Annotated in this window: 11 protein-coding genes; 2 read left to right on the top strand and 9 right to left on the bottom strand. The window is 41.7% G+C overall.

The window, feature by feature from the left end; all coding sequences use genetic code 11:
• Positions 1-3: 3 nt before the first annotated feature.
• The 9 genes from BVU_RS02710 to BVU_RS02750 all read right to left on the bottom strand — a co-directional run bounded on the left by BVU_RS02710 (position 4) and on the right by BVU_RS02750 (position 19291).
• Entirely contained in the window at positions 4-1149 is a 1146-nt protein-coding gene (locus BVU_RS02710; RefSeq protein ID WP_011964787.1) for an OprO/OprP family phosphate-selective porin, read from the bottom strand.
• Between the two features lie 238 nt (positions 1150-1387).
• Positions 1388-2164 (bottom strand): acid phosphatase, encoded by a 777-nt coding sequence (locus BVU_RS02715; RefSeq protein ID WP_005840261.1) that lies wholly within the window; start codon positions 2162-2164, stop codon positions 1388-1390.
• Positions 2165-2492: 328 nt separating this feature from the next.
• Complete coding sequence (locus BVU_RS02720) at positions 2493-4889, bottom strand: hypothetical protein (protein ID WP_011964788.1); 2397 nt, start codon at positions 4887-4889, stop codon at positions 2493-2495.
• 246 nt (positions 4890-5135) lie between these two features.
• On the bottom strand, positions 5136-6995 hold the full coding sequence (locus BVU_RS02725) for an alpha-L-fucosidase (RefSeq protein ID WP_005840273.1): 1860 nt from the start codon (positions 6993-6995) through the stop codon (positions 5136-5138).
• Between the two features lie 17 nt (positions 6996-7012).
• Positions 7013-10072, bottom strand: coding sequence for a glycoside hydrolase family 2 TIM barrel-domain containing protein (locus BVU_RS02730; protein ID WP_011964789.1), 3060 nt, complete (start codon positions 10070-10072; stop codon positions 7013-7015).
• A gap of 8 nt (positions 10073-10080) precedes the next feature.
• Complete coding sequence (locus tag BVU_RS02735; RefSeq protein WP_011964790.1) at positions 10081-12396, bottom strand: glycoside hydrolase family 20 protein; 2316 nt, start codon at positions 12394-12396, stop codon at positions 10081-10083.
• 17 nt (positions 12397-12413) lie between these two features.
• Positions 12414-13997 carry a sulfatase family protein gene (locus BVU_RS02740; RefSeq protein ID WP_011964791.1) on the bottom strand — a complete coding sequence of 528 codons (1584 nt, stop codon included), beginning with the start codon at positions 13995-13997 and terminating at the stop codon, positions 12414-12416.
• A 207-nt stretch (positions 13998-14204) separates the two neighbouring features.
• The gene (locus BVU_RS02745) at positions 14205-16040 is read right to left on the bottom strand and encodes a RagB/SusD family nutrient uptake outer membrane protein (protein ID WP_011964792.1); all 1836 of its coding nucleotides are present in this window, start codon (positions 16038-16040) and stop codon (positions 14205-14207) included.
• A gap of 29 nt (positions 16041-16069) precedes the next feature.
• Positions 16070-19291 carry a SusC/RagA family TonB-linked outer membrane protein gene (locus tag BVU_RS02750; RefSeq protein ID WP_011964793.1) on the bottom strand — a complete coding sequence of 1074 codons (3222 nt, stop codon included), beginning with the start codon at positions 19289-19291 and terminating at the stop codon, positions 16070-16072.
• Between the two features lie 281 nt (positions 19292-19572).
• On the opposite strand from BVU_RS02750, the gene BVU_RS02755 reads away from it, so the two are divergent.
• Entirely contained in the window at positions 19573-20958 is a 1386-nt protein-coding gene (locus BVU_RS02755; protein ID WP_011964794.1) for a GDSL-type esterase/lipase family protein, read from the top strand.
• Between the two features lie 135 nt (positions 20959-21093).
• The gene (locus BVU_RS02760; RefSeq protein WP_011964795.1) at positions 21094-25026 is read left to right on the top strand and encodes a hybrid sensor histidine kinase/response regulator transcription factor; all 3933 of its coding nucleotides are present in this window, start codon (positions 21094-21096) and stop codon (positions 25024-25026) included.
• Positions 25027-25074: the final 48 nt, after the last annotated feature.

Consider the following 25074-nt stretch of genomic DNA (forward strand, 5'->3'; position numbering starts at 1 on the left):
TATTCAAAATATCACTTGAAAACGTGTCTGAAACGCACTTAATGACTGATTTTCAAATCCCACTCTATCCGTTATCTTAGTATAAGAGTACCGGAATCTCCATATCATATACTTATTGATATAATAATTGACAGTAAAAGAGACATCGTTCAAACGCCCGCCATAAATATGGGACCGGGTATCCGACATATCAGTATAGTTATATCCGAATACGCATTCCAACGAACCAGAGTCCGGAGTGGCAATACCACAATCCGTATGTGAATATCTATAATTACCACCTATCAGCAAACCTCTCAGTATTCCATACATACCACTCGCTTTATAATTCTTAAAATCCTTTTTCCGATTCACTTGAAGATAATAATATTGTGCTTCCAATGCCACAGGACCATATCCTGCTATCATCTCCGGTGTAAATTTTATCAGGTTCTTTGCATCCGGAATCAAGGCATTCACAGCTCTGACTTTTGCAATACGCGTCGGGAAATTAGCCCCCAAGTCAAAGCTAGTATGGTTAAGTGTAGGTTCGCTATTGTATCTAGGTGTTTCGTAAGCACCGGAAATACCCAACTGAAACAATCTCCCTGTATCATGTAAAGGACGATAGACCAAGCGGCTCATAGCACCATAACCCATTTTACCCAATTCATTGGATTTCTTCTTAAGAGCCTCGCTCTCCACATGAACACTAGCTGTACCGAAAAAATCATTTTTGTCATACACAAACATAGCCCCCATCAGCCGGCTGTTGAAAAAAGCCTCATTACTTGCCGGCTCCTCCATGGTTACTTTCATAGACGAACTAGTAGAACTTTGAAGCCCGAACTGATGTACAAAATTCCCTACACGTAATAACGCATGTGAGGAAAATTGTCTTTCTACAAATATGTCTTTTAAACTGACCTTTCCATACGCATAGCCTATATCCACTTTCGCTTTATATTTTCCATAGGTTGCTTTTACACCTATCCGGGCATCAGGAATCGCTACACCATCTACAAAGTTTTTATTATCTGAATGAAACAAGCCTCCATCCATCAAGATTCGTCCTGTAGGACGTATTTTCAAAACTGATTGTTCCTGTGCATTTACCTGTACGGAGAGCAATATCAGGAGAAAAACTCCTAATGATATAAGATTTTTCATAATATACAGTTTTAATGGTAACCATCCAAGTATCCTGTCAGTCTGTCTCTGATTTTTATCATACTGAGGGCAGTGAAGAATCTGTAAGACCACACAATGAAAGCAATCAGTCAGACTCCTCCTCCCATCAGCATCCGATCAATAGTCATGCTTTTAGGCTCAGCAAATACTCTTGTCCGGTTCATCTAAGAAAAACATTACATTAAATAGTTACGGTTTATGGTTAAGTTATAGGGAATTATTTTTTGGAAACAGACTGAATGAGTCCTGCTTTTTGCAGCTTGGAGAACTCATCTTTCGCCTTATTAAGCTGTTTCACAAAAGCATCGTTGGCATGGAGACGGGCAACAACAGCACTAGCCACAATTCGGGCAGCATCTACATCACTTTGGAAATGATACCCACAAATAACACGACTCTGTCCCATTTCAAATCCTCTTTTCAGAATCTCATTCTGCCTGTCAGGATTGATTTCTGCCAAAACAAGGGCAGTAGCCCATCCTATGGCTGTATGTCCCGAAGGATAGGAACCGTTCGTTGAAAGTTCTTCCTGCTGTTCGGGATTACAAGTCATTTCATTGAAAAAACTAAAAGGACGTACACGCATATAATACTCTTTAGCATGACGGGTAGCCAAATCTCCGGCATCCTCTCTCATATTAATAATGAGCCTATACAGTTCCGGCGTTTTATCCCTCGTTATTTCAATACCAAAAGCCTCCGAAAAGGCAAAGGGAACGCCATCACCATTTACACGGGCATCACTGACAGCTTGTTCACCCCTAGGAGTATCCCTTTGCAATTTCCCCCAGTCGTAACGGGCTTTGTCATACAAGAACAAAATACTTCCTGCTTCAGGAGGAGGAGGCAGTAACTCCAGACTATTGGCAACCTCCGATTCTTCCAAATAATAAAGTTCGGGATTGGTTCTTCTATCCTTTATTTTTTTCTCTTGTGCAAAGATGTTTAATGAAATGGCACAAAACACTAGAAGTAAGGCAAACTTTGTTTTCATGATAAAAGTTTAGTTTAAACGGTTAATTAATAAAATTCAATTGGTTTTTCGAAAAACATTTTAATCATCTACGGAACGTACGACAAACAATCAGAGTGTCCGCATCTGACGGAAACAAAAGTAGTGTTTGAAATTATCCCGAAAATACCTTTTTAATCCCGTTTCCTCCTTTTATATGACCAAAACATCCTAGAAGAGAAAAGGAGGAAAAAAGGAGAGCCGGAAGTGTTTCAGCACTTCCGGCAAAAAAGCCATTCCTCATAATAAAACAGATACACGAAGCCGGCTCTACGAAATACAGTAAATTGAGATAACTCTAAAGATGGACCTATTTTCTTCTTGAATTGATACGGTCATAAAGCAGATTGATGACTTTACAATCAAACTCCCCATCAGGATAAAGTTGTTCTATTTCTTTCCTTACATTATACTTATGTCTTGTTACCGTTGCCTGATCCACATCCAGCACTCTTGAAATAATAGCAGCATCAATATCTTCTATCATCAGAAGTATCGTTATAAAATACCTTTCTTTTCCCCTTCGTTTCATAAAGGATAATTTACCCAATTCAGGATATTTGTCAGCAAAATCCAAACACACCTGTTTCAGTTCCTGACGCATATCATCCTCTCCCTCTGTTTTTCTGTATCCCAAGGCATCAAACAGGGTCTTGACTTTTTTGTCAACCTTATGAACGTCCATTTCCAGTTCCTCCCAATTCATCCCGACATTATCCGGATTTATCCCTTTTTTATCCATCAGCGCTTTCCGAGTTCCTTTTTTCCGTCTTTTCAAAAGGAAAAGAGCAAGAAAAGCCGATAGCAGCACCGCTATTGACAGGATGATATACAGCGCATAGGACATCTCTTCTTTTTCTATCGAGATAGGAAGCAAGCCTGATTTACCATCAAAAAGGAATAATCCTGACTTACATCCCAAAACCGCTTTCCGTCCATTGACGGCAATACAAGGCTTGCTAAAAGCCAAATCGCAGAATAATGGTTCTGGAACACCGGCATCATCCAATCCCTTAAAACTCATACCATAATAATAGAGTATGAAAAAGCCCTCATTAGGATTCTTTTCAAGAGCTCCCGATATTGATTTCACATGTTTCACTGGCAACAAGGTCGCATTTTCTTCATTAACGATTCCCAACGAGGTATTCAAGTATTTATTTCTACCATTCATTATCACACCATAAACACTCTCATACCCTGATAAATCACATATCTGCCAGAAAGATTCCTGCGGTCTGTTTAAAGGTCTTCCATACAATCCTTTGTTCAAGGTCGTTACATAAATACTATCCTCATTCTCACAAATTCCGGTAATATAAGCGTCGATAGTATCTTTCACCCCTTTATCTGACACAACCGGAATAGGAGTTACAATATGGTCCTGCTGTTCATCTATAATACCTAAATATTCCCTAGTACCCACATAAAGACAATGTTCCACGGTGGAATAATAAAGAGAAGTGATATTATTCTGCCCTTTCGTGTTACTGAACTGCAAAAGACACTCCGCTCTATTGCCTTTAATCTTATAAAGTTTCTTACGCGTAGCAAGAAAGAAAGTATTAGGACTGGTTTCCAAAAATTTTATAATATCATTACCCACAATATCCAAGCCTTCAATCTTTCCTAAAGACTTTGATTTGAATTCCGGATGATTATAGACAAACTTATACAGATGTAAACGAAGATCATCGGTAATAAAGAAAATGGAGTCTCCCATCCTTTTATCACTAACCGCCAATACATTATTGTCTAAATCTGCCGAGTTCTGTCGCAAGGCAAAAGAAAGCATAGCCTCTCTGCATGCCAGATGCAGAAAATCTTTCCCCATAAAGCCTATCTGCCTGGCGATAGTACTGATACCATTCGGCAAATCATATTCTAAAGTGCAACCGTCTTTGACATAAAGTATAGAATTAGCACTGATAAACCATTCATCCTTGTCGGGTCCTTGAGCATACAAGTAGCACCGTCCTTTGCGTACAAGCGTCTTTTTTCCATCGGGAGATATCTTAAAAACCGAATTTTCCAACAAAGCATATACTGTATCATTATAAACACTGACATTGGTAACCAGAGAATCTATAACAGGTCGTTTAAAGTCCTTTTCAAGATTACGGACAACAAACAACCCCTGTTCACTAGCCACATATAGTTTTTTTTCCTTTATCACAACCTTATTCACCCCACAGTTTTTACTACATTTCCCTAGTTGAATGGGAGTGAGTTCATGAGATGTGGAACCATCTTTCAAATTCAATCTAAACAGTCCATTACTAGTCCCCACATACAAATACTGTTTGTCATCATCCAAAGCCATACTATATACCGAATAATTCATCCTCTTATTTTTTATGTAGTAAGTCTGGGTCTGCCGAGAGGATTTAGCCAATAGTTTCAAACCGGCATCTCTTGTTCCCACAAACAGAGAATCTTCACTATATTCCAATATATCATATATACGCCGGTTGCTATTAATGGAATAGGTCTGGCAATTATTGTTCACTTTTTCTATGATACAACCGTCTTCCTGACCAATATAAAGTTTATCCGCATCTGCTGTCGAACGGCTGATACATGATATAGGAGCGTCAAATGTATTGATATTGCAAGTGAGCTTTATAGGTTTCGGAACAAGTGCATCCTTGCAGCCTGTCAAACAGAACAAGGCTAATATAAAAAGAAAGTACAAGCTTTTTTTCATATTTTACTCATTTAAGTGATATCGATTAAACAAAGGCTTTCTACAATTAATCAAAAAGTTGAATATCTGTTATGCTTATGCAAATATAATACGTTTTCTCAAAATCCGGAAAGCTCTTAACAGATTATTAGCTAATTCCTTAATATGCCTTCCATATACAAAAGAAGTTACGTCAAAACCCAGATGATTCTCTCACCCGACTTTTGACATAACTTCTCCTAAAATAAAAAAATATATTAACCTGATTTATTTCAACAATACTCCTATCTCACCGACAGCAGTTACTGCTTTGTTATTTATTTCGGTAACAGGCTCCAGTTTAAAATAACGGGCCGGATAAGTCTTTCCGAAACGTACAAAATAAGGAACAGGATTATGCATGATATTACTGAATTCACCTGTAGCGTCACACTTCATCCAATCCTTACCATCCCGACTGACATAAAAGTTGTATTTATAGATAGTGCCAGTCAGATCCTCCTCCTGTGCAGGAGCATAACTGAAACCGGCTATTTCCACTTCTTTACCCATATCAACCACCAAGGGAGTTAAAGTTTCGGTTTTCCAAACAGTTTCCTGTTTTCCATCGATGGCTGCGGCTGCATCCATGCCCACTGTTTTCCAACCATCCACCGGGACATCACTCAAAGTTACTTTCATCGTTTTATCAACCAATGGTTCAGCATAATACAAGCCTATGTTACTGATATTGACGGTTCCACGAGCACCCGTAATTGTCACTCTAACCTTTTCGGCATGACTATCCGAGAAAGGCAACAACCGTTTATATCCCACCGTAGTTCCCTCACCCACATGATGCCATGCGCCATTGGCGAACACTTCTACTGTAAAACCTTCCACACGCTGGCCTTTTGTAATATCCTCCTGAATTAAGAAAGTATTAACAAGTGTATTCTTCCTCACCTTATATTCTTTCGTATCTCCTACTTTGGCTGTCCATATCCTATTTCCCTTCTCAACTTTATTATCGGCAAAGGTCTTTTTTATATATTCCGTCAACTCCTTGATACGTTTCACATCATTCTCGTGCATCAAACCACGTTTATCGGGTGGAATATTCAGCAACAAAACAGAGTTACAACCCACAGAACGATAATAAATATTCACCAAGTTGGCAAGTGAACGAACTTGATTATCCTGTTCGGCATGATAGAACCATCCCGGACGGATAGAAACATCAACTTCAGAAGGATACCAGAACAAATCCGATGCTTTAGATACCAATTCACGGCTTCCCAAATCCTTGGACATAGCATTTATGCCCAATCTCTTATAGACTTCATCAGAACCCGGATAAGAATTAGGCATCAAAGCCGTTGCACTCCATTCCGTGGTACGTCCCAATCCACCTTCATTACCTACCCAACGCACATCATCGCCCATGATAGCGGTAACTGCCTTAGGTTGAAGACGACGGATAGTCTTCAAAATAGCGTCCCAATCATATTCCTGCTTCTTTCCGTTAGGTCCTTCGCCGTTAGCTCCATCAAACCATACCTCATGCACTTCTCCGTAATTGGTAAGCAGTTCAGTCAGCTGTTCGATGAAAAACTTATTATAAGCTTCTCCTTGTCCGTAACATTCCGCATTACGATCCCAAGGAGAAAGATAGACTCCGAATTTCAATCCATACTTGTCACAAGCTTTGCGGAGTTCCTGTACCACATCCCCTTTTCCGTTTTTCCATGGAGAAGAAGCAACAGAATGCTTGGTTGTCCGGGTAGGCCACAAACAGAAACCATCATGATGCTTGGCAGTAATGATAGCCATTTTGAAGCCACCTTCCTTCAGAGCTCTTACCCATTGTTCACAATCCAATTCGGTAGGATTGAAAATGGCCGGATCTTCTTTACCATCTCCCCATTCACGGCCTGTAAAGGTATTAATACCAAAATGAAGGAAACAAGTGAATTCCATTTGTTGCCATGCCAACTGTTGCGGTGTAGGCACCAAACGGGAAGCCATATCTATCTTCTGTTCCGTAGTCGCTCCTGCCGGAAAAGCTACGTGTTTCTCATAATACTCCTGTGCCTGAGTTCCCAGAAAAGCACAAAGTAAGGCTGCGGTTAGAATCGTTTTTCTCATTTTTCTTTATTACTAGGTTATTTTAATGGACGAATCATAAACTCAAACGTATGCTTCTCCACCGGAACACGATATGGCGGCAATACCCCCGGACCACAAGTCGCAGTACCTACCCCCGACTGTTCCGCATCTAAGTGAACATTTATAATCCCTGTTCTCTCAAGTTTATTAATATGAGTAGCTTGATCTACATTAGAATCCGTAAATGGAATAACACTGAACTGAAACACTTTATCCGAACGGAAAGACAAACCTTCTCTTGCCTCATCCGCCAATTCCATCCAACGCACATCCGTACGGTTTCCTGTAGCCTGGGGCTTCACATAATAATGGAACATACGTTCTGCATCTGTATGGTAAATTCCAATACATCCAGACTGATTACGGTCTATATAAGTTTCATGTTCACCACGTCCCAAATAAGAAACCTTGTTATAGGCATACGGCATTTCAAATGCCAGGCCCACTCTAGCCAATGAAGTAACAGCAGAAGTATCCGGCAGGAAAGTTGTCTTTACTTTTAATGCACCATTGCTCTGCAAAGTATATACAAAGGTAGCCATTCCCAACTTTACGCCTTTAGCATTCCATAATTCTACTTCCGATTTACCACCTGTTTCAGATGCTTTGACAAAAGTAGCTTTTTGAATCATATTATCCAAACCTTCTTTCCTCCAAACTTTGGCTCCTCCTGTTTTTTCCCTGCTGTCATTGTCCGTAACAGGACGATAAAGGCTGAGAACTACAGGAGATGAAAGCATCTCTTTACCTTTATATATATAAGAGCGTAAAGCGCCGGTTGCAGGATCAATATCTATCTTCACCTTATCAGCCAATTTGATTTCCGGCGCACGATACCCTTTGTTGGCAGACAGCACAAACTGGTCATAGGCCACTTCGTCATGAGTTCCAATAAAGGGAGTTGCCTTATCAGGCGTCCAAGACAGATTCAAATAAGCCTCACGAATCGTAGAAGGCAACTTTACAGCACCCAAAGAGAATGTTACAGTCTCATGAGGGGCACAGTCTGCTTTTCGAGTTCCTTCTGCTATCACTTTCCCATCATCCCCCATGACCTGCCAGTGCAACGTATAGGCATTCAAATTGGTAAAGTCATACCAGTTCTTGACTTCCACTGTCAGCTTCTTAGGATCGGTCAGTGCCGATTTGATATATTGATACTCCTTCTTCACTTCAATGAGATGCGGATGCGGTTCGCGGGCTGCATTGACCAACCCGTTACAACAGAAATTGCCAAAGCTGGGCACATCCTTCGGACCATAATCCCCACCATAACTCCAATACCATTTACCATCCTTATCTATCTCGCGGAAAGATTGATCCACCCAATCCCAGATACAACCTCCCTGAACAATCGGTTCGGTTTCGAATACATGCATATATTCCTTTAATCCTCCGCCACTATTACCCATAGTATGCAGATACTCTGTCATGATGAAAGGACGATAGACTTTAGGTTCTGTCTGGCGGGCATAGGCCATGAGTTCTTCTACGCTGCGATACATACGGCAATAGATATCGGTATTATAATTCTGTTCGGCCCGTTCATATTGTACAGGACGACTTTTCTCCACTGACTTCATCCAGTCATATGTACGTTCGAAGTTAATACCGTTTCCGGCTTCATTCCCCAATGACCAGATGACGATAGCCGGATGATTCTTGGAACGCTCATACATACGTTGGGTACGATCCATGTGGGCAGGCAACCAAGTGGAATCTTTGGCCAATGAAGCAGGTCCATACCCCATGCCATGTGATTCAATATTAGCTTCATCTATCATATAAAGTCCATAACGATCACAAAGCTGATACCAATAAGGATGGGTAGGATAGTGCGAATTGCGGACCGTATTGATATTATGCTGTTTCATCAATTTGATATCTTTTTCCATCAGTTCCTTGCTTACAGTCCGTCCTAATTGAGAATGTTCATGACGGTTCGTTCCCTTTACCAAGACCGGCACACCATTGATGCAAAAACGTCCGTCCTTAATTTCCGAAGTGCGGAAACCTACTTCACATCCGGTAAGTTCCGTTACTTTACCTGTTACATCTTTCAATTCCAGGATCAGCGTATAAAGATTCGGATGCTCAGCACTCCAGACTTCCACATCCGGCAAACTTTGTTCATCCAACTTCAAGAAATGGCTCAATCCCTTCGATTTGATAGGATATTCACCTTGCAGAACCGCCTTACCGGTTTTATCTTCCAGTCGGTAAGCAAAGGTAGTCATGGAAGTAGAAGGTCCTTCAATGGTAGCTTCCAAACCGAAAATACCTTCTTTATATTGTTGTTTGTCTAAAGAAGAGGTTACTTTGTAATCGGCTATATACTGTTTAGGAGTGCTGTAAAGATACACATCACGTTCAATACCACTCAACCGCCACATATCCTGGCACTCCAAATACGAACCGGCACTCCAACGGTAAACCTCCAATGCCACCGTATTCTCACCTTTCTTCAATTTATCAGTGATATCCCATTCGGCCGGTGTCTTTGAACCTTGATTATAGCCCAACAGATGTCCGTTCACCCAAATATAGTAAAAAGAAATCACTCCTTCACAACAGATAACCACACGGCGGTCTTCCCAATCGGCAGGAATTGTAAAGGTACGTCTGTAGGAACCGACTTCATTCTCTTTATATGGAACTAAAGGCGGATTCTTTTTAAAATGGAACAGTTTGTCATCGAACTCATAGGTTTCGTTTACATAAATAGCTGTTCCATATCCTTGACGTTCCCAATTGCCAGGAACCTGAATATCCGCCCATCCTCCTGTATAAAACTCCGGTTTATAAAAATCCTTCGGACGGTTATCGGGATTCTTTACCCAATGGAATTTCCAACTACCGTTCAGACTCATGTAATAAGGAGAAGATTCATAATCTCCGTTACGGATATCAGATACGGTTTGATAAGGCCACACATAAGTATGAGGGGCCAGTTTGTTCAGTCCGACAGCATATTGGCTCTGCCATTCGGGTTGTTGTTGCGCCATTACTGGAAATATAACCAGAGCAGCCAAAAAATATAATAATGTATTTCTCATATATCTATTTATTCTATCATTACCTCATCAAAATAAATCCTTGCCTCTTGTCCGGGGCGTACATGGGTTGCAGGACACTCTCCGGCTCCTTTAGCAATAATCCGCACATAACGGCCAATTTTCTTATTCAAATCAAGTACCACATCCTCTTTGAAAGTCCCTTCACGGAAAATCTCTCCATCCGTGAACTGTTTACCGGATACTTTACGATAATCCCGATTATCATTTGAAACCCACACTTCAATATCTGCCGGTTTATGGGCTGCCATGCCATAATTCGTTATGCATCCCACTGATACAGAACGAAGCGACTCCTTCTTTTGCAAATCTATAGTAAAAGCGACAGAATCACTGCTTTCCCATGAATGCCATTCGAAATCCGACTGGCGCAAGCTGCCACGTATACCATTTACTAAAATCTTCCCAGCCTGTGTATTTCCTAAAACAGGTTTGGCGGTAGCCTTATTCCAAACCAAAGGCAATGTCAATGTTTTTCCCATCTGCCGACCTGCTCTATAAGTCGTACACTTTATAGTTTGTGTACCGGTCACCATCAACGGGCTCTTATATAGCAGAGACCGGTCTGTCGGCTCCTTACCATCCATTGTGTAACGGATTTCCACATCAGGACGTTCACATTCCAGTTTCACCTGTAGCTTTCCATTTACAGGGGTTACCGTATGTTGTATATTATACATGGAACAGGCAAACACAATCCCTTTAGCAGACAGATGCTCGTTGAATTTATCCATTGCCACCAAAAAACTTCTCCAATTTTTATGCCAAGGCTGTGTCCAAGCCACTTCGGCTAAAGCAGCCAGACGAGGGAACAGCTGATATTCCACATCTTCCGGTTTATTGCAAAACTCAGTCCACATAGAAGCCTGTACTCCCATCAGCAAGGAACGTACCTCCGGACTCCATTCTTTCTGTATCGGTTCATACCTATATACATCCTTCAATGTATTATTCCCAAAATAGGTCAAAGGTTCAAACCATTGCGGTCCCTGATAACGAATCAAATACATGATACGTGCAGGAGTCATGACAAACCTATGCCCTTGCTCCGCTGCCTTGACGGCAGCCTGACCGTAGCCTCTCCAACCATAAATAATTGCTCCGTCGGGAATCCGGGTATTGGTCAGTTCATCCCAGCCCATGGCTTCTTTCCCTTTGCTTTGTACATATTTACTCATTCTCGCCATAAAATAACCTTGCAACGCTTCTTCGTCCTCCAAGCCTTCCTGTCGCATACGCTCCTGACAAAGCGGACACTCCTTCCAATGCGTTTTCCGAGCCTCATCCCCACCCAAATGAATATACCTGGAGGGAAACAGCTCCACCACCTCGTCAATCACCCCTTGCAAGAAAGTGAATACACTATCGTTTCCTGCACAGAAGATCACATCCGCATGATTTCCTCCCAATCCTGGAAGGACACCGATAAATTTATCGACCACAGGACAAGCCAACAACGGATAAGAAGCCAACGCAGCATTACTATGAGCCGGCATTTCAATTTCAGGAATCACTTCAACCTGATGTCGGGCGGCATACGCCACTATCTCACAGATATCCTCCTGTGTGTAAAATCCTTTTTCTACAGTCGGTTCACCCTGCCGGGGATTACGACGCTCCGGAAAAGATTTTCCAGGACGATCTACACGCCGTGAACCGATTTCCGTAAGTAAAGGATATCTCTTTATTTCAATACGCCAACCATTATCATCCACCAAATGCAGATGCAGGGTATTGATTTTCAACATTCCCATACAATCGATAATACGAAGCAGATTCTCTTTCGGAATAAAAAAGCGGGCCACATCCACCATCAATCCACGATATCCGAAACGAGGTTCATCCTTGATTGTCATAGCCGGCACGCTCCAATCCGCAGTTTCCACCACCGCTGTGCCCTCAATGGAAGCAGGCAATAACTGACGAATAGTCTGCAAGGCATAAAAAAAACCTTTTGTATCTGAAGCTTTAACTATTATCTGCCTGGGAGTTATTTCCAGATGATACGCCTCACTCTTTAATGCGTCATCGGTGAGGAAACTGATTTTCCCCTTCTTTTCTCCAACCTTCACACAAGGAGTAAAACCGGCCGCCTGGGTAAAAAGAGCAGAGAAACAGCGTGCAACCTCTGCCTGCTCCTCATTTTCTACCGTAAAGTCTGTTTTTCCGGAGAAAGTAAAATAACCTGTACCCGGAGTAATACTCTCCGGGCAGGGAACAATAGATATAGATTGGATTAGGTTGTCAGCAGGTAAGGCCATAGTCGCAAATAACGACCATAGCAAAATCAAACAGGTGTATTTCATGATATATGCTATTTTTCTTATTCTTTGTCTCTATCGGGTGAAAAGCGTACCGGATCATTATACTGCTCCTGCAATCTTGCCAATTCAGTCTTCAGCTCCGTCACAACCGGTTCATATTCTTTCTGACCATAAAGATTATGCATTTCCGTAGGGTCTGCCTGTAAATCATACAATTCCCACACATCAATATCATTATAAAAATGAATTAATTTATAACGCTCTGTACGTACACCATAATGACGTTTCACCATATGTTCTGCCGGATATTCATAAAAATGATAATACAATGATTTGCGCCAATCAGCAGGTTTTTCTCCTTTCAACAGTGGAAGCAACGAAACACCTTGGATATCTTCGGGAACAGGAGCACCTGCCAATTCCAGAAAGGTAGGTGCATAATCTATGTTTTGCACCAGTTCTGTAATATCACCTTTCCTGTCAAAACCTTTGGGCAACCGCATTATAAGCGGAGTATGCATGGATTCTTCGTACATAAAGCGTTTGTCAAACCAACCATGTTCTCCCATATAGAAGCCTTGGTCTGAAGTATAAACCACCAAGGTATTGTCCAGCATATTCTTTTCTTTCAGATAATCCAGTACACGACCTACATTATCATCCAACGATTTCACTGTTTTCATATAGTCACGCATATAGCGCTGGAACTTCCAATCGGCCAATTCTTTACCTTGAGGATTCTTTTTATAGAAGTCATCGATAATGGGACCATAAAACTTATCCCATGCCGCACGCTGCCCCTCATCCATACGTCCGATATAATTTTCATAAAGAGCCTTCAAACGGGTTTGTTTATCGGGGCGAAGCATCTTAAGGTCATAAATCATATCCATATCCTTCACGATGCTCATTTCCTGAGCCGCTGCCGCAGGACGTCCTTCATAATCATCAAAGAAATTATCGGGCAACGGAAAAGTTTTATCTTCATACAAAGACAAGTTACAAGTATCTGCCAGCCAGTTGCGATGAATAGCCTTGTGATGAATCAAAATACAAAAAGGTTTGTCTTTATCCCGTTTGTTCTCCATCCAGTCTATGGCATCATCAGTAATGATATTGGTTATATACCCATGTTTTTGAATGGTGTCATTGTCTTGCGTAATAAAATCCGGATTATAGTAATCACCTTGTCCGGGTACAATCTCCCAATAATTGAAACCTGTGGGCAGACTCTCTAAGTGCCATTTTCCGATAAGGGCGGTCTGGTATCCGGCCTGTTGCAGCAGCTTCGGAAAAGTCTGTTGCGAACCATCAAATATACAAGTGGTATTATCATAGAATTTATTAGTACAACTATGCTTGCCGGTAATCATGCAGGCACGGCTGGGACCACTTAATGAATTGGCCACAAAACTGTTAGTAAAACGCACTCCGTCATTAGCAATGCGGTCAAGGTTAGGCGTTTCCATATAACGCTTGTCATAGCAGCTCATCATCTGGGCAGTATGGTCATCGGTCATTATATACACGATGTTGTAAGGTTTCTGCTCCTCAGTTTTCTTTTGTGAAGCGCATGATGACAAAGATGCCACAGCAGTGATGCCGGTCAAAGAAAAAAGTAATCCTGATTGTAGGTTGTTCATATTCATAAATTTAAATAAGCAAAGAATTAACATCCGCAAAGATACAAGTTATGTTATTGTTTCTTGTCTGGAAATGACTATTTTATATCTGAGAATGTCCAGAAACAGGTTACAGACAAGAAAAAAACGGATGCAAAGCGCAGGTGCGCCCTGCATCCGGAAAAATCCAATAAAGACCTATTGAATAAAGCGTTCTATCATGTTTTCTTAATTAGTATAACCATAATTATTATCACTATAATCAAGAGCAGAATTGGTATCTATCTCATCTTTCGGAACCGGGAGCAATAAATTTTTCTTCAGGAAGTTTTCATCATTCAAATTTCCATCATTAAAAATACGTTCTCCCCAGTTCCCGTTCCCTTTAGGATTATTGGCCACTGATTCTTGAATAATTCCATGCCCATTGTTGACCTCGAAAGCTTTTTTCAAAAGCTCTGTGCCACGTAAACGCATTTTCTGATACATTTCCGGTTCACCGGCACCTTCGAAAATACGTTCAAAATAAATTTTCTCACGCACTTGTTCCTTAGACAAGCCACTCTTCCAGTCAGCCGGCTGAGACGCGTTTCCTGATTGACGCGCTCTCTTCAGCACCTCATTGGCCAATGTTATCGCCTTGTCAGTCTGCCCCAATTCATTATATACATCCGCTGCCATCAGCAACATATCTGCATAACGATACAAAATTAAATTCTTATGACTGTTATTACCACTCTGCTCAGGATCCCACGGTTTCTTGAAATAGGGCCATGACTTTGTATTGGTAGATGGCTTTTTTGTCGCATTTTCCAACAAAGACAACAAGCCTTTCAAATACCCTTTTTCAGCGGGAGTCGCAGTAGCCGTATCGGCAATCATAGCATAAAGTTCTTCAGCTTTCGGACTAGCCGGATCAGCTAATTTCTCGTAAGGAATCCGTCCTACATACAACTTGGGTTTCTTCCATCCGGCAGGTTTTTCTTCTCCTTTAATGGTATATGTAAAATAAGGATATGCATATACAGTATCGCGCGCCGAAGCTATAGGCTCCTCTTTAGGTTTCTCACCTTTTCCTACTCCGGCATAAGACTTCCAATAAGTCAGGAATGTGCTTTCAATACGTGGATCACCGGGATAAGTAGCCCAAAAATAATCATACAAAGCTTTTGAAGCACGTATGCGGTCCCAAGCCTGCCCATTACAAGAGCCATTAGGAGCGACCAGCCAGCTACCCCGATTACGGGTGGTAGAACCTGCAAGTGCAAAATTCAATTGAAAAATAGATTCCGGAGAACCTTGTACGTAATCAACAAACAAATCACTGAATTTATCCGCCAGCCGGTATTTAGGCATTACCTCATCAAAACACGCTTTCGCCTTCTCCCAAGCCGTATTATCACCCTGACAGCCCAAAGTATGATAGAGTTTTCCTAGATACGCTTTCGCCGCCCACTTCGTTGCAAAACCGTCATCATCTTTTTCCGGTAAATTCTCATAAGCGAACTCCCAGTCAGTACGTACCAATTCAAAGACCTCATTTTTAGGAGAACGAGGAACAGCTACTCCGTCATGAGCAGAGGGAGTGGTCTTTAAAGGTACATCTCCATAGGTAACTGCCAAATTATAATAAGCCAATGCACGCAAAAAACGAGCAGCCGCTTCCATTGGCAATTTATCAGCCGATTCTAACGGACTATCGGCAATATTGGCAATGAATGCATTTGTTTCACCAATCACTTTATACATCCCTCTCCACGCCATTGTGTTTATGGTTTCATCAATTCCTCCGTCCATAGAAACCAATAAATCTGTAGAACTGCCATTCGTTTGTGACCATCCAAAACCACAATATCCAAATGTAACTTCCTGCCATGCCTGGCCATAAGCATTATCAGCCGACATATATCCGTAACATCCCATCAAAGCCTGTTTGGCATTTTCCACAGTACTAAACTGAGTTTTTGTATTTATCGTATATTGCGGGTCTTCATCCAGCCACGATTCGCAGGATGCCAATGACAAAGCACCTGCTAATAAAAATATATATTTTAGTTTTTTCATTTTACAAAAAAAATTATCGGTTAAACTATTTAAAAGGCCACATTTAATCCAAAGACATAAGAACGTTGGCTTGGAAATGCATTCATATCAATGCCCGGGCGTAATCCATCAAAAGCAAACGAATTGATTTCCGGATCGTATCCACTGTAATTAGTGATGACAAATGCATTTTTAACCGAAGCAAATACACCTATATTCTGAAAGCCGATTTTCTTCATCCAAGATTTTGGCAATGTATAATTCAAAGTGATATCCGAACAACGCAAGTAACTTCCATCCTCAATATAACGGTCATAAACCACGTTCTTTACATTCGCCGTAGCCGACGGATAAAGATTTGAATGATTCTCTTCCGTCCAGATATTCCGGAATGCTTCTTGTGTCAAATTACCAGCTTGCCGAGAGGGCGTATAATAACGGATATTCGTATTCAATATCTGATTGCCATGCACACCATTAAAAGAAGCCGAAACAGACAGGTCTTTCCAGGCAATACGAGTTTGGAAACCATAAGTAAAGTCCGGATTCGGATTGCCTAAAATGGTTTTATCCTTTTCATCCACAACACCATCCTCATTCATATCCACCGCTTTTATATTACCGGCTCCCAAGTCATTGGCCACAGAACTGGAATAATATTTGGTTGATCCGTCGGCAGCCGTATAAGCAACTTTTCCATCTACAATATCTTCCGGCTGAATAATACCTTGAGTCTTATATCCGAAGAACAATCCCGGTGCCTCACCTGCAATGAAAAGATTAGCAATACCAAAATGATCTCCTATAGAAGTTCCCTGATATCCACGCACATTCTTCAAGGTTCCAAAATCTGTCGGTGCAAAACCCAGGTCACCAATTTTTGATTTATTGAAACCAATGTTTCCGCCCAAACTCCAACTCCAACCGTTAAAGTTACGGAGAATATCTCCATTCAAACTAATTTCAACACCTTTGTTTTTCAACGAACCTTGATTCAACATCACACTTGCAAAACCACTGGAAGCAGGCAATGAACGCGAAATAAGCAAATCATTGGTTTTTTTCTGATATACATCTACTGATCCTGACAGACGGCTGTTGAAAAAAGCAAAATCAAAACCCACATTCCAAGAAGATGTACGTTCCCACTTCAATCCGTCATTCTGCAAATTGCTTACCGCCATTGCCAAAATCTGATCCCCTGTGGCTTTTGCATAATCTATTATTTGTGAATAATCAGAGAAAGTAGCATAAGGATTAATGCCCTGATTGCCTGTAACACCAAAACCTAAACGTATTTTCATTTGATTCAACCAGTTAACATTCTTCATAAACTCTTCCTGCTCCATACGCCAGGCCAAAGAGAAGGAAGGGAAGTAAGACCATCGATTACCCTTTTTGAATTTACTTGATCCGTCCGCACGTACAGATGCAGTAAGCAAATATTTATCATAAGCAGAAAGATTGATACGACCTAGATAAGACAGTAACTGATAATCCTTTTGGGTAGGTTGTTCATGAGTCTTCACAGAAGCAAGGTGTAACCCTTTTGTACGTAAGTCAAAATTAGAGAAACGAGTACCCTTCACATTCTTATTCAAGAATGTATGTCCGTCATAAGTTACACCAGCAGTCGCTCCCAGATGAATACCTTTCGCCAAGTCAATATTTAAATTCAATAAGTTCTCTATATTATAATTGGTCTTGTTCAAATTAGCCATGGCTAGCACACCTTGATCATTAGCACCGATAGTGAGCTGCATGCCATACCAACGAGCACGTTCGTTTATATTCACATTTCCTCCGGCACGAAGATTATACGAAAGGTATTTGCAAATATTCCATTTCAAATCCAGACTACCGCCAAAGCTTTTATCATCCGTTATATCATCATAGTCATCCCGCCAGCTATAAACAGTAGTTTTTGCGTCCATGTCCGTTTGTAATGTCGGGTCGTCTGCCGGAATTTCATAAGGAGCTGTATCCAATACTGTACGTGCCAATGAACCGGCAATACCACCTGTCGTATTACCCCCGGTCATCATATCATTTTGTTTGATAGATCCATTCAAAGCAAGCGCCATAGTAACGGACTTTGAAAGGTTAGCCGTAAGGTTTGCACGCAAATCACCTTGTTTAATACCTGTATTGCTCACAATACCTTTTATATCCTTAAAACCACCCGAAACATAATAAGTCATTGCATCCGATCCTCCGCTGACCGATGCAGAATAGACTTGAGAGAAAGCAGATGAATAGGCTTCTTTCTGCCAGTTCTTATAACTCAAGACACGATAGTATTCAGGGTTGGTAGGATCTTTTTTATATTTATCCAAGTTTTCACCATACACATAATGCATCTCGCCATTTGCTTGCGGATAGTACTTTTCCTCGCCGGCATTAGCCTTCATATTGGCATAAGCAGCATACTGTTCCAGATTCAACATATTATGCAGGTTACGGGCATCCGCAATGGTAAAGTTTGCAGTCACGTTTACTTTAGCCTTACCTGCTTTCCCTTTTTTAGTCGTAATGATAATAACACCATTCGCACCGCGGGAACCATAAATTGCCGTAGCCGAGGCATCTTTTAATACAGTGATATCTTCAATATCCGCAGGATTCAAAGCACTTAAAGGATCCTGCGCAATCTGGAAATCACCGCCACCCATAGCCGACTCTGCAAATTCCCCGGTGGAAGATTGCGGGACATTATCAATAACATACAGAGGCTGGTTATCTCCACGCAATGAGTTAGCGCCACGAATTGTCACAGAACTGGCAGCTCCCGGAGCAGCCATAGATGAAGTTACATTCAGCCCCGCCACCTTACCTTGCAACAGATTATTAAAAGAAGCTGTTTTAGAAGCATCGTTAGCATCCGGACGCAAGCTGGCGGTAGCACCGGTCAAATCACTCTTTCTTGCCGTACCATAAGCCACTACCACCACTTCATCCAATGTCTGGGTATCATCTTTCAACTGAACATTCAATACTTTTTTTCCACCGACCGGCACTTGCTGGGTCACATAGCCAATAAAAGAAAACACTAATGTAGATTTGGAGTCAGGAACATCAATAGAATAATTGCCATCAAAATCTGTAATGGTTCCCGTGGCTGTACCTTTCACTTGTACATTCACACCGGGCATCCCCTCGTTCGTACTGTCAGTAACTTTACCTGTTACTTTTATCTGCTGGGCAAACATATCTGGAATTGCTGCCACACAGAAGACACACACTAGAAAAACGTTAAAGAGGTTCTTCTTCATAGAATTAAATTTAAATTAGTAATTTATGATAGTTAACATTATTTTAATCTGTGGCAAATGTAGAGGAAAACAGAAGTATAAGGGGTACAATAATCACTATTTTTAAGTCCAAAATTAGCTAAAAAGGTCCATTTCACCGAGAAATAGTCAATTTTAGAGGAGTAATAAACAAAGTCGGAAACCCGGCCATTGTTTTTTTAAGGACAATGACAACCAACCCAAATATAAAAACAAGTATCTTTGTATCTCCAAATATGTTTTTATCCATTAATCAATATATTATGAAACTAAAACTTTCTATTTTAACGATCCTGCTGTTCTTCTTATCAGCATCTTTTCCCTTGGCCGCCCAAAAGGCTCCCCAACCGTTTGATATTGACACCCCTTCGCTCCGCGTCTTCCTTCCGGCTCCCGAACTGGCGACAGGCCGTGCCATAGTAGCCTGTCCGGGTGGCGGATATGGCGGACTGGCTGTCAACCACGAAGGCTATGACTGGGCACCTTACTTCAACAAACAAGGCATCGCACTGATTGTACTGAAATATCGGATGCCTCATGGTGACCGCACTCTCCCCATCTCGGACGCCGAAGCTGCCATGAAAATGGCGCGCGACAGTGCCGATGTATGGAATCTGAATCCATATGATATAGGTATAATGGGCTCCTCTGCCGGAGGGCATCTAGCTTCAACCATCGCCACACATACCCGCCCCGAACTCCGCCCTAACTTTCAAATCCTGTTCTATCCTGTCATCACCATGGATAAATCCTATACTCACATAGGATCTCACGATAATCTTTTAGGTAAGGACGCTTTCGCCGAACTGGAAACCGAATTTTCCAATGAGAAACAAGTAACCAAAGAAACTCCCCGCGCCTTTATCGCCTACAGTGACGATGACAAGACAGTCCCTCCTGCCAATGGGGTAAATTATTACCTGGGGCTGCACAAGAATCATGTACCAGCCGTACTCCATATTTATGCCAGTGGCGGACATGGCTGGGGTATCCGCGAAAACTTCATTTACAAGAATGAGATGTTAAACGATTTATCCGCCTGGTTGCGCAGTTTCAAAGCTCCCCGTAAAGATGCTGTCCGGGTAGCCTGTGTAGGCAACAGCATTACTTACGGAGCAGGAATCAAAAACCGGAGCCACGACAGCTATCCCTCCGTTCTAGGCCGTTTGCTAGGAGATAAATACTGGGTGAAAAACTTTGGAGTCAGCGCACGTACCATGCTGAATAAAGGTGATCGCCCTTATATGAAAGAACAAGCTTATCAACAAGCATTGGCGTTCAACCCCAATATCGTTGTTATCAAACTGGGAACCAATGACAGCAAGTCATTCAACTGGGTACATAAAGCAGATTTCATAAAAGATACACAAACCATGATTGACGCCTTTAAAGCCCTTCCCTCACAACCTGAAATCTATCTATGCTATCCTTCAAAGGCATATCTTACCGGAGAAAGCATTAATGATGATATCATCTCAAAAGAGATTATACCTATGATTAAGAAGGTTGCCAAGAAAAACAAACTGCCTGTCATTGACCTTCACAGCGCAATGGATGGAATGCCGGAATTATTCCCCGACCATATCCATCCCAATGAAGAAGGAGCGAAAGTGATGGCAAAAGCTGTTTACGATGCTATAGCAAAATAAAAGGAAACGAAGGAGCAGACAGGAATTAATCAGCCAAAAAGAGACTTTTTATCGGTTGTCCGCATTATTCATACGTCATTTTGTTGTGTTATTCAAGACAATCAACTATTTTTGTTCCCAAACCTTGAGTAAGCAATGAAAACATCTGCCCACAACATACGAATCCTGTCCTTGCTCCTTCTATTCACTCTACTGCATTCTATATCAGAAGCCAAACAGTACTTTTTCCAACAAATCCCCTCTCAAAACGGACTTTCCTCCATGGTACGCTGTATGGAAGTCAGTCAGGAAAAAGGATATGTCTGGATAGGGACACGCTCAGGAATCGGACGATTCGACGGTTACGAACAGCGAAGATATCTGCGCGGTAATGTCACACATATTTTGGAAGATGAAGAACATACCATTTGGGCCATCACAGAAAAGGGAGTATTCCGCTACAATGAAAAAGAAGACAAGTTTACCCTTGTGCGGGATAAAGACAACAATCCGGTAATAGCCAGTTCTCTTTGCCTATGGGAGGACGGAGTAATCTTCGGGGGAAGAGGCAGTCTATACAAATACAACTATGAAGACCATATTATCAACCTGTTCCATACGTTGAAGCCGAACGGCAAGTATCATATTTCCAATCTTTACCAATGGGATTCCCGCACTCTCCTGGCCACCAACCGATGGGCAAAAGCTCTGTTTATTGATATCGCTACGGGCAACACCCGTCCTGTTCCCTTCAACAGTGAACAGATTATCTCACTGTTGATTGATAAAAAAGGGAATGTATGGGTAGCTCATTACAATCAGGGAGTAAGCTGTTATGACCGCAATGGAAAACAATTACAGACCTATCATACACAAAACTCTCCCCTCAAAACCAATGTAGTGCTATCATTAGAAGAGCATAACGGACAAATATGGATGGGTACAGACGGAGGAGGAATCCATATTCTCAATCCGCAGACCGGCAAGATATCGACATTGAGGTACATTCCGGGAGATCGTTACTCCTTGCCTGCCAACTCTATTCTTTGTCTATATAACGACAAAAGCGACAATATGTGGGCGGGAAGTGTACGTAACGGATTAATCAATATTAAAGAGGTAGGAATGAAAACCTATCAAGACGTACTGCCGGGACAGAATTACGGACTGAGTGAGAAAACAATCCTATCCATTTATCAGGACCATGACAATCAAATATGGATCGGAACAGACGGAGGGGGCATCAACCTCTTCGACCCGGCCACCGGAAAGTTTCATCACATACTTTCTACCTGGGAAGAAAAGGTGGCTTCCATCACCGGCATGGACAAAGACCATCTGCTGGTTTCGCTATTCAGCCAAGGCCTGTTTATCTTTCATAAAGAAACCCACCGATATCAGCCGCTTGTCATTATCAACGACAGCATTAATGATATTTTATGCCATCGGGGAAAAACAGTCAATGTATATCAAAATACTCCTGAAACCATTTTGATGTTATCCGAAACGCCTTATAAATACCATATTGGTAAAAAGCAATTCATTCCCATCACCAAGGGAAAAGGCATCACTGATATTGTCGGTACATTGTTACCCATAAACAGCACAGGAGAGGATTGCTATCTGCACGATTTGGAACATATCTATCAAATCAACTCCAGCCTCAACGAACTGGAACTTATATTTACCTGTCAAACAGACACCGTGTTCAATTCTGTTTCACAAGACGAGAACGGATTGCTATGGATAGGCAGTAACCATGGTTTAAGTTATTATAATCCGGGTACAAAGCAATATACCCTTGTCCCCAATACCCTGATTAATGAAATAAGCTCGCTCATTTGTGACCGGCAAGGACGTGTATGGATAGGAACGGAAGAAAAATTATTCGCATATCTGATTAAAGAAAAGAAGTTCATCTTATTCGGTGAACCGGACGGAGTGGTACAAAACGAATATCTGGAGAAACCCCGATTGCTATCTTCATCCGGAGATGTCTATATGGGAGGTGTAAACGGCTTACTACATATCAACCGGCACTTACCTGACGACCCCGCACTTCTCCCCACTCTCCAACTGGCCGACATCCTAGTGGGCGGAGAACGTGTCTACGACCGGATATCAAACGACCACCAACTTAGTGTCAATGAAAAAAGCAAACCGATCATCATCAAAATCATCACCCGTGATAAGGATATTTTCCGCAAACCCATGTATAGATACACCATTACAGGACTGAACGGACAAAACATCTATTCTTATTTACCGGAAATAAACTTAAGCAGTCTGCCAACAGGCAGTTATCACATAAAAGCCGCCTGTAGTACCCGCAACGGTGACTGGACAGCAGACTATGATATTCTTACCCTGACAGTACTGCCTCCCTGGTATAAATCCGGCTGGTTCATCCTAAGTTGCACCCTTTTTATCTTCATCAGTGTCATTCTCACTTTCATCCTGATATTGCGCAACAAAGAAACCAAGCTAAAGTGGGCAATGAAAGAACATGAACAGCAGGTATACGAAGAAAAAGTACGCTTTCTCATCAACATCAGCCATGAGCTTCGGACTCCACTGACCTTGATACATGCACCCTTGAAACAACTAATGGACAAACTTACCGCCGACAACGAAAATTATCCGTTGATCCAAAGCATCTGTAAACAATCTGAACGGATGAAGAACATTCTGAATACTGTTCTGAATGTTCGCAAAATGGAAGTAGGACAAAGCACACTCCATATCCAGAGCATACAATTGGATGAATGGGCGGAGCAACTGATTTCCGATTTTAAACCGGAAGCCTCCGTCAGAGGCATCACACTCGTCTATCAACCTGAGCCGGAGATTCAAACCTTGTGCTTCGACAAAGAAAAATGTACCACTATCCTGACCAACCTATTAATTAACGCATTGAAATATACTCCCGATGAGAGTACAATCAGCATTTCAACCCGTTTGTCGGAAGACAGGACAAGAGTACGCATATCCATTTCCGACCAAGGTCCGGGACTGAAAGATGTGGATACCAACAATCTCTTTGTCCGCTTTTACCAAGGCAACAACAGTCGTCCCGGCACAGGAATCGGATTGTCCTATTCTAAAATACTGGTCGAACAACACGGAGGCAACATTGGAGCCTACGACAACAAGAATTTCGGAAGTCCGGGAGCCACTTTCTGGTTCGAACTTCCATTAAATACCGAACCGGGAAATATCACACTGCACCCACAAGAATATCTGAATACACTTTTGGCACCCACGCAAGAAACAGAAAGCATTCCCGAACAACAGGAAGAAAATAAAACAGCCCCAAGCCATACCTTATTAATAGTAGATGACAACAAAGACCTGACCGATTATCTGGCAACAGCCCTGAAAGACCGGTTTAAGACAATATGGGTAGCAGCCGATGGAGAGGAAGCATTGCGTCTTTGCCGGGAAAAACGTCCTCATATAGTTGTAAGCGATATCCAAATGCCCCATATGAACGGCTATGAGCTATGTAAACAAATAAAAGAAGATTTGGAAATAAGCCATATCCCGGTTATCCTGCTCACTGCACGTAATGACGAAGAAAGCCAACTATATGGTTATAAAAACGGAGCAGACGCCTACATCACAAAACCTTTTGAAGTAAGTATGCTGTATGCAATTGTCTGTAGCCAACTGCATAACCGGGAACGGATGCGTACCCGCTATACAGACATCGGTCCTCTGCCGCCACCCGAAGAAGGAACCTTCAGTTCGGCCGATGAAGAATTTTTAAATCGCCTGAATCAGATAATCACAGAACATCTGGATAACGAACAGTTGGGTATTCCATTCATTTGCAACAAAATAGGAATCAGCAGAGCTTCTTTATACAATAAGCTGAAAGCATTGACAGATATGGGAGCCAACGACTATATAACCAAAATACGTATGGAGAGAGCTATCTGGCTTATTCTCCATACAGAACTCAGTGTCAATGACATAGCAGATAAGACAGGATTCTCGACCGCCAGATATTTCAGCACTGTATTCAAACAGCATACAGGTTGCTCCCCTACCCAATACAGAGAGAAACCGCCTGTCAACACTCAATAACCCTATAAAACCCTGTTTTCATTCCATGTTATGTTAATTTCCGACCAT

Source organism: Phocaeicola vulgatus ATCC 8482, assembly GCF_000012825.1.
Lineage (GTDB): Bacteria > Bacteroidota > Bacteroidia > Bacteroidales > Bacteroidaceae > Phocaeicola > Phocaeicola vulgatus.

Coding starts and splice junctions, on each gene's coding strand:
- BVU_RS02710 (WP_011964787.1), bottom strand. CDS start 1,149: ATGAAAAATCTTATATCATTAGGAGTTTTTCTCCTGATATTGCTCTCC.
- BVU_RS02715 (WP_005840261.1), bottom strand. CDS start 2,164: ATGAAAACAAAGTTTGCCTTACTTCTAGTGTTTTGTGCCATTTCATTA.
- BVU_RS02720 (WP_011964788.1), bottom strand. CDS start 4,889: ATGAAAAAAAGCTTGTACTTTCTTTTTATATTAGCCTTGTTCTGTTTG.
- BVU_RS02725 (WP_005840273.1), bottom strand. CDS start 6,995: ATGAGAAAAACGATTCTAACCGCAGCCTTACTTTGTGCTTTTCTGGGA.
- BVU_RS02730 (WP_011964789.1), bottom strand. CDS start 10,072: ATGAGAAATACATTATTATATTTTTTGGCTGCTCTGGTTATATTTCCA.
- BVU_RS02735 (WP_011964790.1), bottom strand. CDS start 12,396: ATGAAATACACCTGTTTGATTTTGCTATGGTCGTTATTTGCGACTATG.
- BVU_RS02740 (WP_011964791.1), bottom strand. CDS start 13,997: ATGAACAACCTACAATCAGGATTACTTTTTTCTTTGACCGGCATCACT.
- BVU_RS02745 (WP_011964792.1), bottom strand. CDS start 16,040: ATGAAAAAACTAAAATATATATTTTTATTAGCAGGTGCTTTGTCATTG.
- BVU_RS02750 (WP_011964793.1), bottom strand. CDS start 19,291: ATGAAGAAGAACCTCTTTAACGTTTTTCTAGTGTGTGTCTTCTGTGTG.
- BVU_RS02755 (WP_011964794.1), top strand. CDS start 19,573: ATGAAACTAAAACTTTCTATTTTAACGATCCTGCTGTTCTTCTTATCA.
- BVU_RS02760 (WP_011964795.1), top strand. CDS start 21,094: ATGAAAACATCTGCCCACAACATACGAATCCTGTCCTTGCTCCTTCTA.